Consider the following 14132-nt stretch of genomic DNA (forward strand, 5'->3'; position numbering starts at 1 on the left):
CACCGATACGCCGCCCCGGACCGGAAACCACGCGGCCCGCCCCCGTCCGGCACCGGGCAGGGGCCGGCCGCGCACCGGAGCACCCGCCGCCGGTCCGCCGGGCACCGGTGTATCCGCCGACCGGGCGGCGGGATCTGTCGGGGTGCAAGGGCGGAACACCGCCGTACGGCACCCGAAGGGGGACGGACACGTGCACGAGGACGTGGCGGAACGGGCGGAGCCACCGGAGCGGGACACGGCGCCCCGGCTCGCCATCGGCGTGGACCTGGTGAAGGTGGAGCGGGTCCGCCGGCTGCTGGAGGACAACCCGGCCGCCGAAGCGGAGCTCTTCACGCCCCGGGAGATCGCCTACTGCGCCGGGCGGCGCAATCGCTACGCCCATCTCGCGGCCCGGTTCGCCGCCAAGGAGGCCACCCTCAAGGCGCTCGGCACCGGCCTCGGCCCCCGGCTGCGGTGGACCGACGTGGAGGTCCGCAACGAACCGCTCGGCCGCCCCCGGATCCACCTCCACGGCACCGCCGCCGAGCTGGCCGGCGGGCCCGGCGGCTGGTCCGGCGAGATCTCGCTCTCCCACACCGACGACTACGCCGTCGCCCAGACGGTCCTGACGCTGACGGCCCCCCGCCGGCCGGCGCCCGAAGGAGCGGCATGCGCTTCCACCTGATCGACCGCATCGACGAACTGGAGCCGCGCCGCGCGGTCCGCGGCCGGAAGCTCACCTCCCACCTGGAGACCTACTGGCGCGACGAGGGGCGCGGCCCGGAGATGCCCGCGCCGCTGGTGCTGGAGGCCCTGTGCCAGGCGGGCAGCTGGCTGGTGATGGGCTCCACCGGGCTGCGCCGGCGCGCCGCGCTGCTCTCGGTCGACACCGTCCGCTTCGCCGGCCCGGTACGCCCCGGCGACGTGCTGGTGATGTCCGGCCGGGTGGAGTCCATGGGCGACGACACGGCGGTGCTCAGCGGTGACGTCACGGTCGGCGGGCGCACCGTGCTCACCGCCGCGGACATCATGTGCGCGCTGATCCCCACCGAGGACCTGGAGGAACCGGCCGCGGTCCGGCGGATGTACGAGCGGCTCACCCGGGGTGTGCCGGTGGCGTCGGAGGTGGCCGCGTGAGGCGCGTCGCGATCACCGGCCTCGGGGCGATCACCCCGGTCGGCACCAGCGCCCCCGCCACCTGGGCCTCGCTCGCCTCCGGGCGCAGCGGGGTGAGCCGGCTGGAGACCTTTCCCGCCGACACCTTCCCGGTCCGCATCGCGGGCCAGGTCAAGGGGTTCACCCCGGAGGACGCGCACCCGGACCCGGCCCGCCGCCGGCACCTGTCCCGCGCCGCGCTGTTCGCCCTGGGCGCCGCGCGCGAGGCGCTGCGGGACGCCGGCGACGGCTGGCAGGACATCGACCCCTACCGGCGCGGCGCCGCGGTCGGCGGGACGGTGGGGCGCCCCGGCCTCCAGGAACTCGTCGACATGTCCCACCTGATGGAGACCGGCGGCGGACGCGTCCACGCCCGGCAGGCCCCCGCCGACGTGCTGCTGCGCAACCAGAACGTCGGGGCCGTCGCGGTGGCCCGGGAGGGCGGCTGCGCCGGACCCCTGATCAGCGTGAGCACCGCGTGCGCCGGGTCGGCCCACGCCATCGGCGAGGCGTACCGGAGCATCCAGGAGGGCGACTGCACGTTCATGCTCGCCGGCGGCTTCGACGCCCTCACCACCTGGATGGACGTCATCGGCTTCTCGCTGCTCGGCGCCGTCACCGACCGGCACAACGACGAACCCGAGCGCGCCTCCCGCCCGTTCGACGCCCGGCGTTCGGGGTTCGTGCTCGGGGAGGGCGCCGTCATCGCGGTGCTGGAGGACTGGGAGAGCGCCCGTGCCCGCGGCGCCCGCATCCACGCCGAACTCCTCGGCTACGGAGCCACCCTCAACGCCTACCGCGTCACCGACTCCCCGCCGGACGGCGGCGGCGCCGTCGGCGCGATGCGCGACGCCCTGGCCGAGGCCGGGCTGGAGCCGGAGGCCGTCGACTACGTGGCCGCGCACGGCACCGGCACCCCCGGCAACGACGCCAGCGAGACCGCGGCGATCAAGAAGGTGTTCGGCGGCCACGCCCACGCACTGTCCGTCAGCTCGCCCAAGTCCATGACCGGGCACCTCACCTCGGCGGCCGCCGGGGTGAACCTGATCGCCGCGGTCGGCGCCATCCGCGAGGGACTGGTCCCGCCGACGATCAATCTCGACCACCCCGACCCGAAGCTCGATCTGGACTACGTGCCGCACGTGGCACGGCGCCGCCGGGTGCGCGCCGCGCTGGTGAACGCCTTCGCCTTCGGCGGCACCAACGCCTCCTTCGTGCTCGGGCCCGCGACCGAGGAGGCCGCATGACCGAGTCCGCAACGACCGGGTTCGCCGTGACCGGGTCCGCCCTGACCGGGTCCGCCGTGACCGGGCCCGTCACGACCGGGCCCACGGCCGGGTCGCCCACGGCCGGGCCGGCCGGGATCCCGTTCGACCGGATCACCGAGGTCTCCCCGGGGCGGCGGGCCGTCGCGGTCCGCCACGTGCCCCACACCCTGGACGTCCTCGACACCCACTTCCCGCGCTTCCCGGTGCTGCCCGGAGTGCTCATCCTCGACGCCCTGGCGCACACCGCCGAACTGGCGCTGCCCGCCGACGGCGCCCGCCGGTGGACGCCGGCCGAGGCGCGGCGGCTGCGGTTCCGGCACTACGTGACCCCCGGCGACCGCCTCGAACTCACCGTGGACATCGAGGAGATCGACGGCGACACCGCCCGCTGCCGCGGCACCGCGCGGGTCGACGGCCGCACCGTCACCACGGTCCGGGAGCTGCTGCTCGTCCGGTCCGGCGGCACCGCGGACGGACCGGAGGGCGCGGTATGAGACGCGTGGTGATCACCGGCATCGGACTGCTCACCGGCCTGGGCGCCGGGGCGGCGGACAACTGGCGGCGGCTGCTGGCCGGGGACACCGCGATCGGCCCCGTCACCGGCTACGACCCGTCGTCCTTCCGCACCCGGCTGGCCGCCGAGATCGACGGCTTCACCCCCACCGACTACGCCCCCCGGCGCGCCCTGCGCACCACCACCCGCAACGACCAGCTCGCCATCGCCGGTGCCGCGCTGGCCATGCGGGACGCCGGACTGGGCGAGGGCGCCTACGACCCGGAACGGTCCGCGGCCTTCGTCGGGGGCAACAAGGAGATCTCCAACCCCGAGCACCTGCTCCGCGGCAGCCTCGCCGCCCGGCGCCCGGACGGCACCGCCGACCCGGCCCTGCTGGGCGAGCGCGCCTCGTCCGCCTTCTACCCCCTGTACTACGTGGAGGGCCTGCAGTCGGCCGCGCTGTTCCACCTGTCCTCCGCGTACGGCTTCAAGGGCGCCAACGCCTACTTCCACGGCACCGCCGACGCCGGGGCCACCGCCGTCGGCCGCGCCTACCGCTCGGTGCTGCGGGGCGAGTCCCAGGTCGCGCTGGCCGGCGGCGCCGACGACGCGGCCTCCTGGTGGGTGATGTCCAAGATGGACGGCCTGGGCGTGCTCAGCGACCGCAACGACCTGGGCGCCGGGGCCTTCCGGCCGTACGACGCGGACCGCTCCGGATCGGTGCTCGGCGAAGGCGCCGCGTTCCTGGTCCTGGAGGAGTACCAGGCCGCGCGGGCCCGGGGCGCGCACCTCTACGCCGAGATCCGCGGCGTCGGCGCCACCGTGGACACCGCCCGGCTGCTCACCCCGCGCGAGGACGGCGCGCCGCTGGCGGCAGCCGTGCGCCGCGCCCTGGACGAGGCCCGGCTGGCGCCCGGCGGGGTGGACTACCTGGCCACCCACGGCTGTGCCACCCGGCTCGGCGACACCAGCGAGGCCCGCGCACTGGACTCGGTGTTCGGCACCGCGGACCGGGCGCCAGTGGCCAGCAGCGTGAAACCGGCCACCGGCCACCTGGTGGCGGCGGCCGGAGCGCTGAACGCGGCGGTCTGCGCGCTCGCCGTCGACGGCGGCGCGGTACCGCCCACCCTCAACCTCGACCGGCCCGACCCGGGCTGCGCCGCGATGGACTGGGTGCCCGGCGAGGCCCGGGACGTGCCGGTGCGCGCGGCCCTGGCCCTCGCCCGCGGCCTGGAGGGCCAGCAGGTGGCCCTGGCCCTGACCGCCCCGGGAGCACCGTGATGACCGACAGACCCACGCCGGCGGCCGCGAGCGGCCCGACGGCCCAGATCCCGGCCACCGCACCGGCAGAAAGGCAGGAACCGGTGACCTCCCACCAGCGGAACCAGACCGCGGACCACCCGCCGACCGCGCCCGCCACCCGGGTGGCCGTCGTCGGCACCGGGGCGCTGACCTCCCAGGGCACCGGCGCCGCGGCCCTGTGGGAGGGCGCGCGGGACGGCCGGGTGGCCATCCGCCCGGTCCGGAACGTCGACATGCGCGGACTGCGCACCGAACTCGGCGGCGAGGTCACCGAGGAGCCCGCCGCGCGTCCCGGCTACGCCACGCCGCCCGGGCACCGCGAGCGCGCCCTCGACCTGGCCCTGGTCGCCGCCGACGAGGCGCTGGCCGCGATCCCCCGGGGACTGCTGGACCACGACCGGACCGGGGTGGTGCTCGGCACCTGCAACGCCGGGCTGCTCTCGGCCCGCGCCTGGCTCGCCGAGGCCCACGCGGGCCGGGAGCCCGACCCCCGGCTGCCGCTGCTGGCCACCCCGCAGGCGCTCGCCGAAGGCGTCGCCGCGGCGTTCGGACTGCGCGGCCCGGTCCTCGCGGTCAACACCGCCTGCGCCTCGGGGGCCGGGGCCATCGGGCTCGGTGCCGACCTGGTCCGCCGGGGCCGGGCGGAGGCGGTGCTCGCCGGCGGCACCGACGCCTTCTCCGACGTCGTCTTCGCCGGCTTCAACGCCCTGGAGTCGCTGTCCCCGGAGCCCGCCGCGCCCTACTCCGGGAAACGCCAGGGGCTCTCGCTCGGCGAGGGCAGCGGCATGGTGCTGCTGGTGTCCACCGAGTTCGCCGAGCGCCACGGGCTGCGGCCGCTGGCCGAGGTCGCGGGCTACGGCCTGTCGGCCGACGGATACCACGTCACCGCCCCGCATCCGGACGGCGTCGGGGCGGCCCGGGCCATCGGCGCGGCCCTGCGCTTCGCCGGCATCCCGGCCGAGCGCGTCGGCTACGTCAACGGGCACGGCACCGGGACCCCCAAGAACGACCCGGCCGAGTCCAACGCCATCGCCCGGGCGCTGGGGGAGAGCGCCGCGCGCACCCCGGTCAGCAGCACCAAGTCGGTGATCGGGCATCTGCTCGGCGCGGCGGGCGCGGCCGAGGCGATCGTCACCGCCTACGCGCTGGACGCCCAACTCGCACCGCCCACCGCCGGGTTCACCGGTCCGGCCGCCGACTGCCCGCTCGACTACGTGCCGGACGCGGCCCGACGCCTGCACACCGACGCCGCCCTCTCCAACAACTTCGCCTTCGCCGGCGCCAATGCCGCCCTGGTGCTCTCCCGCCCGGGAACCGTCACCCCGCCGGAGCCCGACCGCGACCGGGTGGTGATCACCGGGATCGCGTTGCTGGGCCCGGCGGGACCCGGCACCGCGGCGGCACACCGCGCGGTCCGGGACGGCCGGGAGCCGTGCACCCACCGGGACGGGCTGCGGCTGGGCCGGGTGGAGGCCGACCCCGACCCGTATCTGACGAAGCGGGAGCGGCGCCGGATGGACCGGCTGACCCAGCTCAGCATCATGACGGCCGCCCAGGCGCTCGCCGAGGCGGGGCTGCCCGCCGACGAGCGCATCGGCGTGGTCTTCGGCACCGGTACCGGGCCGATGGAGGCGATGGAGAAGTTCGTCACCCCGCTGCTGGACGAAGGCCCCGCCGCGGCCGACCCCAGCGTCTTCCCCAACACCGTCTACAACCAGGCCGCCGGACAGGTCGCCACCCACCTCGGCCTGCGCGGCCCCACCTCCACCCTCTCGGCCGGCCACGCCACCGGCGCCGCCGCGGTGGCCTGCACCGCGGACCTGCTGGCCGCCGGGCACGCCGACGCGATCGTCTGTGTCGTCACCGACACCCTCACCGACCAGGTGGCCCGCGCCTACGCCGCCACCGGCGCCGCCTCCACCCGGGAGCCGGGCGCCCCCGCCGACGGCCGCTTCACCCTGGCCGAGGGCAGCACCGCGCTGGTACTCGAGCGGCTGTCGGCCGCCCGGGCCCGCGGCGCCACGGTGCTCGGCGAGGTGATCGGCCACGGCATGGCCTGCGACTCCGGCCGCTTCCGGCGGTGGGACCCGAACGGCGACGGCATGGAACGGGCGCTGCGCGCGGCGCTGGCCGACGCCGGGGTGGCCGCCGACGAGGTCGGCTCGGTGTGGTTGTCCGCCGCCGGCCTCACCCGTGCCGACCGGGCCGAGAGCGCGGCGGTGGACCGGGTCCTGGGCCCCGGCGGCCGCGGCGCGGTGCGCCGAGCGCCCAAGACGGTGCTCGGCGAGCCGATGGGTGTGGGCGGCGCGCTCTGCCTCGCCCTCGCCCTGTCCGGCGACGCCGCGGGCACCGCTGCCCCCGGCGCCCCGGTCGTCATCAACAGTTCCTCGCTCGGCGGCAGCCACGTCTGCCTGGTCGTCGCACCGGGCCCGGTCGACGACCCCCAGGACACGGAGGAGTAATCCCATGCAACTCGCACCCCTCGCGGGACAGGTCGCCCTGGTGACCGGCGGATCGCGCGGCATCGGTGCCGCGATCTGCCGCAGGCTCGCCGCCGACGGCGCGGCCGTCGCCGTCAACCACCGCTCCTCACCGGACGCCGCCAAGGCGGTGGTCCGGGAGATCGAGGAGGCGGGCGGCCGGGCCGTCACCGTCCAGGGCGACGTCGCCGACCACGCCCAGGCCCGGGAGCTGGTCCGGCAGACCATGGCGGAGCTCGGCGGCCTCGACGTGCTGGTCAACAACGCGGGCGTGGCCAAGGACGCGCTGATCTACACCATGGAGCCGGACGACTGGCTGGAGGTGATGCGGGTCAACTTCGGCGGGGTCTTCAACTGCACCAAGGCCGTGCTGCCGCACTTCATGGCCAAGGGAGCGGGCGTCATCGTCAACGTCTCCTCGGTCATGGGGGAGCGCGGCTGGGTCGGGGAGTCCAACTACGCCGCGTCCAAGGGCGCGGTCAACGCCTTCACCCGCTCCTGCGCCATGGAATCGGCCCGGTTCGGCATCCGGGTGAACGCCGTGCTGCCCGGATTCGCCCCCACCGACCTGGTCGCCGGGCTGACCGAGGGCGCCGCCGGCAAGGGCATCCGCAAGCAGATCCCGATGCGGCGGTTCGGCACCGTCGAGCAGGTCGCCGACGCGGTCCGCTTCCTGGCCGGCCCCGAGTCCAGCTACATGACCGGCTCGCTGCTCACCGTCGACGGCGGCGCGGCGACCGCGCTGGGCCTGGGCCGCCCCAACTGAACCGGGGTTCCGGTGGCGCCCGGGTGTATCCCGGGGCGCCCCGGCCGGATCTGTAGGGGTGTGAGCCGGGCGCCCCGGCGGGCGGCCCGCCCGCTCGGCGCCCCGCCGCCCGCACCTCACCCACCACCCACCCACTGCGACGAAACGGAGTCAGAAACCATGGATCGCACCCAGATCAGCGAAGCCGTCCACCAGGCCGTCATCGAGGCCGTCGGCGCCGAACCGGAGGAGGTCCGTCCCGAGGTCACCCTGCTCGACGAGCTGGGTGCCGAGTCGATCGACCTGCTCGACATCCTCTTCCGGCTGGAGCGCTCGCTCGGCGTGAAGATCCAGGCGGCGCAGCTGGCCGAGTACGTCCAGGGCGGCATCCCGGACGAGGAGTTCGGCGACGAGAACGAGATCATCACCGAGCGCGGGCTGGCCCAGCTCAAGCGCGTGATGCCGCAGATCGACGTGGCCGCCCTGTCCGGCACCCTGCGGGCCACCAAGGTGATGGGCCTGTTCACCGTCGGCAACCTGGTGGACCTGGTCCAGGCGCAGGTCGACTCCGTCGCCGTCGCCGCGGCCTGAGAGGGAACCACGATGACCGGTATCCACATCGCCGGAACCGGCGGCTACCAGCCGGGCGATCCGATCCCCACCAGCGAGATCGCCCGGCTGGCCGGGCCGCTGCCCGAGGAGGTGCTGGAGGGGCTGTCCATCGAGCGCCGGTTCTGGATGATCGACCCGGCGACGGGGGAGCACCGCGAGAACAACTCCGACATGGCCTACAAGGCGGCCGTGCGGGCGCTGGACGCCGCGGGGATGGAGGCCGGCGACATCGACCTGATGATCCTCGCCACCGGCACCCCCGACTACCCGCTGCCGCCGCTGGTCAACTTCGTCCAGGAGCGGCTCGGGGTGGAGCGCTGCGCCACCCTGGAGATCCGCTCCGGTGGCGCGGGTGTGGTCCAGGCCCTGGACATCGCCCGGATGTACCTGGCGGCCGGGGTGTACCGCACCGCCCTGGTCATCGGCAGCGAGGCCATCTCGCCCGTGCTGGCCCCGGTGTTCCTGGGCAAGCGGCCGGAGTCGATCCGGATGCGCGACCGGATGCCGCTGTACATGTTCGGTGACGGTGCCGGGGCGATGGTGCTGCGCGCCACGGACGCCCCCGGCGGACTGCTGGGCGGCGCGTCCGCCTGCATCGGCGGCGGGCGCAAGCCCGGCATCCACTCGGTGGGCGGCGGCACCCACGCCCCGATCCACGAGCAGCTGCGCGCCAAGCGGCTGGTCGACCTGAAGGTCGACGTGGTCGGCGCCGGCGACTTCACCCCGGTGATGGTCACCGAGGCCGTGCACCACACGCTGGAACGTTCCGGGGTGGGGGTGGACACCGTCGACCTGTGCCTGGTGCCCGAGGGCAACGTGGGCTGGATGCTCGACTCGCTGCGGGAGGCCGGACTCGACACCGCCGAGTGGCAGGCGCTCGACGGGAAGATCATCGACAGCCTCGCCACCATGGGCGCGGTCGGCTGCGCCGCGGTGCCGCTGTTCCTCGACGACGCCTGGCGGGACGGCCGGATCAAGCCCGGCGACCGGGTCATGCTCATCGGGGTGGAGAGCACCAAGTGGATCTACGCCGGCATGGTCCTCGACTGGACCGCGGACGTCCCGGCCTGAGCCGGTACGTCCCCCGGCGGTCCGCGGCGGCGCGCCGGTTCCACGGCGCGCCGGCCGGCGGTCCGCGCCGGCCCGCCGACCGCGGGACACCGACGACACCCCAGGGGGCGCACTCTTCCATGGACAGGACCACCACGGCACCGGCCCGGCGCGTCGACACACAGCGGTTCCGGCACGTCATGGGGCAGTTCCTCACCGGCGTCACGGTGGTGACGGCCCGGGGCGAGGACGGCCCGCACGGCACCACGGTGAACTCCTTCACCTCGCTGTCGCTGGAACCGCCGCTGATCCTCATCTGCCTGCGCGACGGTTCCCGGACCGCGGCGGTGGTCTCGGCGGCCGGCGCCTTCACCGTGAACATCCTCGGCCGGGGGCAGGCGGAGCTGGGTGCCCGCTTCGCCACCTCCGGGCGCCGCTCGGGCGCCGCGGCCTTCGCGGACGTCCCGCACCGCACCGGCGCGACCGGCGCGCCGATCCTCGCGGGCACCCTCGGCCACCTCGACTGCGCCGTCACCGGGACGGTGCCGGCCGGGGACCACACGATCTTCATCGCCGAGGTGCTCGATCTCGACGCGGTCGCGGAGCCCGCCGAGAGCCACCCGCTCGCGTTCCATCGGGGACGCTTTCTCACCGTCCGCTGACCGGCCACCGGCCCGGCGTTCCGCCGGGCCGGCCCTTCGCCGCCGGCAGCGGCTCACCAGGAGACGACATGGCTGCCATCGCCTTCCTCTTCCCCGGACAGGGGTCCCAGCGCGTCGGCATGGGGCGCGACCTCGTCACGCGCCATCCGGAGCTGTGGGACCGCTACTACCGTCCGGCGGACGAACTGCTCGGCTTCGAGCTGTCCCGGCTGTGCTGGGAGGGACCCGCCGAGGAACTGCGCCCCACCGAAGTGACCCAGCCGGCGGTCTTCCTGACCAGTCTGGTGACGCTGGACGTGCTGCGCGCCCACGGCCTCGAGCCCTCGTTCGTGGCCGGGCACAGCCTCGGGGAGTACACCGCGCTGGTGGCCGCCGGGGTGCTGGACTGGCGTGACGCGCTGCGCCTGGTGCGGCGCCGGGGCGAGCTGATGGCGGCCGTCAACGAGCGCACCCCGGGCGCCATGGCGGCGCTGATCGGTCTGGACCCGGCGGCGGTGCGGGACATCTGCGGGAAGGCCGCGGCCGAGGACGGCGGGACCGTGGAGATCGCCAACGACAACGAGCCCGAGCAACTGGTGGTCTCCGGCACCCGCGAGGCGGTGCGGCTGGCGGCCGCCATGGCCAGGGAGGCGGGGGCGCGGCGGGTGGTGACGCTGGACGTGGGAGCGCCCTTCCACTGCAGCCTGATGCGCGAGGTGGAGGAGGAGTTCCGGGCCGATCTCGCCGCGGTCGCCTTCCGGGACCCGGTGGTCCCGGTGGTCGCCAACGCGACGGCCGGGTACGTCGCGGACGCGGCCGACGCCGTCGCCTGCCTCCGCCGGCAACTGGCCGGTCCGGTCCGGTGGACCCCCACCCTCCGCCGGCTCGCGGAGGACGGGGCGGACACGTTCGTCGAAGTCGGGCCGGGCAAGGTACTGACCGGATTCGCGCGGGCCACCCTCCCGGACATTCCGCAATTCGCCACCCGGGACGGCAGACAATTGGACCGGGCTGTGGCATCGCTCACGTCGATGTTGTAGATTGCACCATTGCTTATGCAGAGGCTAATCCGCGGGCTCGGGCTTTATGGCGTGAGGGAATTAATGGACACGGACGACGAGCGACCGGAATTGCTGGAACGGCTGGCGGAAGCGGTCGGCCCGGTGCCGTCGCACGTGATCGCGGAAGCCCAGGCGTTGTTCGCCCTGATCGCGCCCGGGCAGGGCGCGGCGGATCCCGGCGCCCCCGACCCGGATGCCGGGGCACCGGAGCCGGCGGCGCCTCCGGCCACCCGCTGAGGCGGGTGCCGGGGCGCCGCCGGCGGGTCAGGACGCCTGACGGGCCCGCGCGTGCCGCTCGGTGGCGAAGGCCCGCAGGCCGGCCGACCTGATCCGCGCGGCGAGCGCCGCGTCGTCCTTCGACACCTTGCCCTGACGCTCCAGCAGGCCCTTCAGATGGGCCAGGCAGCGGCCCCGGATCGGGCCGATCGAACCGCGCGGCATGTCCAGCGCGGCACTGACCTCCGTGTACGACATCGGAGGCTCGGTCACCAGGAGGCTGAGCAGCGCCTGGCAGCGCGGCGGGAGCGCGCGGAAGGCGGTCAGCACCGCGTCGTCGCGCTCCCGGGCGAGTGCCACGTCCTCCGGCTGGTCGGCGGTGAGCAGCGGGCGGTCGAAGACCTCCGCCCCGCCGACCGGAACGCTCCGCTTCGACTTCTCCAGCAGTTTCAGGCTCTCCCGCCGGGCGGCGGTGGAGATCCACTGGGCCAGCCGCTCCGGTGAGCGGAGGCTGTCGAGATGCCGGACCACGCGGGTCCAGGTCGCCTGGCTCACGTCCCCGCAGTCCGCCGGGCTCAGCCGGTGACTGCGGGCGATGGCCCAGATGAGCGGCGAATACCGCTCGACGATCCGGTTCCAGCACGCCTGGTCGCCGGCGAGGCAGCCTTCGACCAGTTCATTCAAGGATTTTTCAGGCAAGTCGAACCCCCCGTACCCCGTATGCCTGTGACGCAGCCGAGAATGGCGTTTTGGAGCAAAAGTGCTCTTAACCGCGGCTACGGGTGTTTACTATAGAGCGGTTCGCGGCGCGGGTGTCAATCGTTCTCCGGTTGCCGGTCCAGCATGTGGAGGTCGCGGACGGCCGCCGGGTGTGATGGCCGGAACGTATGTGCAGCTCCGTCCGGGTGAACGCACACCGCCTCAGCGGCTGGTGTTCACTAAACGGAATGGTTGTATCGTGTGCCGTGCGCCGTGCGACCGGGCGGCGGGGCACCACGAAGGGGGGATGCGTGTCTCCGGAGAATGCGCACACGGCGCCGTTCTCGCGTCGCGAAAGACTGCGGATCGCGACCATTCGCGAGATCAAGGACGTCGCGCGGGGACTGCTGGTCCAGCAGGGCCAGGAGAACGTCACGATCCGCGCGATCGCACGGGAGATGGGGATGACCGCCCCCGCCGTGTACCGCTACTTCGCCAGCCGTGACGCGCTGATCCAGGGACTGCGCGGCGACATCTTCGCCGAGATGGGCCGGCACATCGGCGAGGTGATCGGGGAACTGCCCGCGGAGCAGCCCGGCCGGCGTCTGGTCGCCGCCGTGCGCGCCCTGCGGGCCTGGGCCCTCCAGCACCCCCACGAGTTCGGGCTGGTGCTCGGACCCTGGGTGCCCGGCCTCAGTTACGAGGAGGCCCAGCCGGAGCGCGACATGGCCTGGGTCTTCGGGGAGGTCATCGTCGGCCTGTTCCAGGAGGTGTGGCAGACCCGGCCCTACCCGGTGCCCTCCGAGGAGGAGCTCGCCCCCGTCCTGGTCGAGCAGTTCCGGGTGCTCCGCGAGGAGATGGAAGTCGACATGCCGGTCGCGGCCATCGTCGTCCTGCTCAGCTGCTGGGTGCGCCTGTACGGACTGATCTGCATGGAGTCCCTGGGCTACATGTCCTTCGCGCTGCCGGACTGCGAGGCGTTCTTCGAGCGCGAGCTGCGCGAGGTGTTCGCGGTCATCGGCATCCACGACATCGACCGGTGGCCGGCCCGGGACGCCGCCCGGAACGAGGGCTGACCGCGGCCGGGACGGCCCCGACCGGCCCGGGCGCCCCGGTGCCGCCGGGGGGCCGGGGCGCGACACCCGGCCGGGCGCGGCGGAACTCGACGGACGTTCCCGGGACCGGGGGCGTAAGCTGGCCCGGTGCCCATGCGGACCATGCCGGACCCGAGCCCGGGCCCGCCCCGCGGGGCGACGGGCAGGCCGCCCCTGACCGGGCGGCGCGGCGTGTCCGGATCGTGCCGATCCTGCTTACCGGTGTAGAACGGGGGATGTGACGGCATTGGCTAGACGGCCCACCTCCAGCACTCCCGCAGGGCCCGGTCGCCGGGTCCCGTGCTCGGGCGCGGTCCTCGCCCCTGTGCCGGGCTGTCCACGGTGAGCGTGGCGGACGAGCGTAGCGGGTCCCCTCCCAGGTCGCCGAGTCCGTCCGGGCGGCAGCCGCACCCGCTGGACGAGCGGACGCACACCCGGACCGTACTCGGCAAGGCCGCCCACGAGAACTTCCCGGTCGCTCCGGCCTTCCTGCCCCGCGCCTGGCGCGCCGACCTGATGGCCGTCTACGGCTACGCCCGCCTGGTCGACGACATCGGGGACGGCGACGTCGCGCCGGACGGCACCGACGCGGCGCTGCTCGGGCTCGACCGGAGGCGGGCCGGCGACCGGCTCGCGGTACTGGACGCCTTCGAGGCCGACCTGCGGCGGGTCTTCGCCCCGGAGCCGGAGGGCCCCCGCCACCCGCTGCTGCGCGCGCTGCTGCCCACCGTGCGCCGCCGCGGCCTGACCCCGGACCCCTTCCTCGGGCTCATCGAGGCCAACCGGCAGGACCAGCGGGTCCGCCGCTACGCCACCCGGCAGGACCTCCTCGGCTACTGCCGGCTGTCCGCCGACCCGGTCGGCCGGCTGGTGCTCGGCATCACCGGGACCGCCACCCCCGAGCGCGTCCGCCGTTCGGACCTCATCTGCACCGCGCTGCAGATCGTCGAGCACCTGCAGGACGTCGCCGAGGACCTGGCCCGGGACCGCGTGTACCTGCCCGCCGAGGACCTGGAGCGCTTCGGCGTCACCGAGGCCGACCTGGCCGCCCGCACCGGCGGCGCGTCGGTACGCGCCCTGATCGCCGCCGAGGCCCGGTGGGCGGGGGCGCTGCTGGACGAGGGGGCCCCGCTGGTGGGGAGCGTGCACGGCAGGCTCCGGCTGCTGCTCGCCGGATTCGTGGCCGGCGGCCGCGCCGCGCTGGCCGCGATCGAGGCCGCCGGGTACGACGTACTCCCCGGACCGCCCAGGCCCACCCGGCCGGGCCTGCTGCGCGCGGCGGGTGCGACACTGCGAAGGAAGGGGTGAGCCGGAATCGTGCACGGACCCGAGCG

The 14132-nt window shown here is 75.0% G+C and carries 15 protein-coding genes; 14 read left to right on the forward strand and 1 reads right to left on the reverse strand.

Annotated features, from left to right (window positions below; translation table 11 throughout):
* Positions 1-190: 190 nt before the first annotated feature.
* From acpS to ACH4B3_RS08795, 12 genes are all read left to right on the forward strand, one after another.
* Positions 191-664 carry a holo-ACP synthase gene (gene acpS, locus ACH4B3_RS08740; RefSeq protein ID WP_398462030.1) on the forward strand — a complete coding sequence of 158 codons (474 nt, stop codon included), beginning with the start codon at positions 191-193 and terminating at the stop codon, positions 662-664.
* Positions 649-1116 (forward strand): hotdog domain-containing protein, encoded by a 468-nt coding sequence (locus ACH4B3_RS08745; RefSeq protein ID WP_398462031.1) that lies wholly within the window; start codon positions 649-651, stop codon positions 1114-1116. The genes acpS and ACH4B3_RS08745 overlap by 16 nt, the downstream gene beginning before the upstream one ends.
* The gene (locus ACH4B3_RS08750) at positions 1113-2381 is read left to right on the forward strand and encodes a beta-ketoacyl-[acyl-carrier-protein] synthase family protein (protein WP_398462032.1); all 1269 of its coding nucleotides are present in this window, start codon (positions 1113-1115) and stop codon (positions 2379-2381) included. Before ACH4B3_RS08745 ends, ACH4B3_RS08750 begins: the two co-directional genes overlap by 4 nt.
* A complete protein-coding gene (locus ACH4B3_RS08755; protein ID WP_398462033.1) occupies positions 2378-2896 on the forward strand; it encodes a 3-hydroxyacyl-ACP dehydratase FabZ family protein in 519 nt (172 codons plus the stop codon). The genes ACH4B3_RS08750 and ACH4B3_RS08755 overlap by 4 nt, the downstream gene beginning before the upstream one ends.
* The gene (locus ACH4B3_RS08760; protein ID WP_398462034.1) at positions 2893-4179 is read left to right on the forward strand and encodes a beta-ketoacyl-[acyl-carrier-protein] synthase family protein; all 1287 of its coding nucleotides are present in this window, start codon (positions 2893-2895) and stop codon (positions 4177-4179) included. The genes ACH4B3_RS08755 and ACH4B3_RS08760 overlap by 4 nt, the downstream gene beginning before the upstream one ends.
* Positions 4179-6662 carry a beta-ketoacyl synthase N-terminal-like domain-containing protein gene (locus ACH4B3_RS08765; protein ID WP_398462035.1) on the forward strand — a complete coding sequence of 828 codons (2484 nt, stop codon included), beginning with the start codon at positions 4179-4181 and terminating at the stop codon, positions 6660-6662. The genes ACH4B3_RS08760 and ACH4B3_RS08765 overlap by 1 nt, the downstream gene beginning before the upstream one ends.
* 4 nt (positions 6663-6666) lie before the next feature.
* The gene (locus tag ACH4B3_RS08770; protein ID WP_398462036.1) at positions 6667-7446 is read left to right on the forward strand and encodes an SDR family NAD(P)-dependent oxidoreductase; all 780 of its coding nucleotides are present in this window, start codon (positions 6667-6669) and stop codon (positions 7444-7446) included.
* Positions 7447-7605: 159 nt separating this feature from the next.
* A complete protein-coding gene (locus ACH4B3_RS08775) occupies positions 7606-8016 on the forward strand; it encodes an acyl carrier protein (RefSeq protein WP_398462037.1) in 411 nt (136 codons plus the stop codon).
* 12 nt (positions 8017-8028) lie between these two features.
* A complete protein-coding gene (locus ACH4B3_RS08780) occupies positions 8029-9108 on the forward strand; it encodes a 3-oxoacyl-ACP synthase III family protein (RefSeq protein ID WP_398462038.1) in 1080 nt (359 codons plus the stop codon).
* A 119-nt stretch (positions 9109-9227) separates the two neighbouring features.
* On the forward strand, positions 9228-9749 hold the full coding sequence (locus tag ACH4B3_RS08785; protein WP_398462039.1) for a flavin reductase family protein: 522 nt from the start codon (positions 9228-9230) through the stop codon (positions 9747-9749).
* Positions 9750-9817: 68 nt separating this feature from the next.
* Positions 9818-10768, forward strand: a complete 951-nt coding sequence (fabD, locus tag ACH4B3_RS08790; RefSeq protein ID WP_398462040.1) for an ACP S-malonyltransferase — start codon at positions 9818-9820, stop codon at positions 10766-10768.
* A 63-nt stretch (positions 10769-10831) separates the two neighbouring features.
* The gene (locus tag ACH4B3_RS08795; RefSeq protein WP_398462041.1) at positions 10832-11026 is read left to right on the forward strand and encodes a hypothetical protein; all 195 of its coding nucleotides are present in this window, start codon (positions 10832-10834) and stop codon (positions 11024-11026) included.
* 27 nt (positions 11027-11053) lie between these two features.
* On the opposite strand, the gene ACH4B3_RS08800 is transcribed toward ACH4B3_RS08795, so the two are convergent.
* Positions 11054-11689 (reverse strand): RNA polymerase sigma factor, encoded by a 636-nt coding sequence (locus ACH4B3_RS08800; RefSeq protein ID WP_398462042.1) that lies wholly within the window; start codon positions 11687-11689, stop codon positions 11054-11056.
* Positions 11690-12015: 326 nt separating this feature from the next.
* On the opposite strand from ACH4B3_RS08800, the gene ACH4B3_RS08805 reads away from it, so the two are divergent.
* Entirely contained in the window at positions 12016-12780 is a 765-nt protein-coding gene (locus tag ACH4B3_RS08805; protein ID WP_398462043.1) for a TetR/AcrR family transcriptional regulator, read from the forward strand.
* A 432-nt stretch (positions 12781-13212) separates the two neighbouring features.
* Complete coding sequence (hpnC, locus tag ACH4B3_RS08810; protein ID WP_398462331.1) at positions 13213-14106, forward strand: squalene synthase HpnC; 894 nt, start codon at positions 13213-13215, stop codon at positions 14104-14106.
* Positions 14107-14132: the final 26 nt, after the last annotated feature.

The sequence above is a fragment of the Streptomyces sp. NPDC018031 genome, assembly GCF_044327625.1.
Lineage (GTDB): Bacteria > Actinomycetota > Actinomycetes > Streptomycetales > Streptomycetaceae > Streptomyces.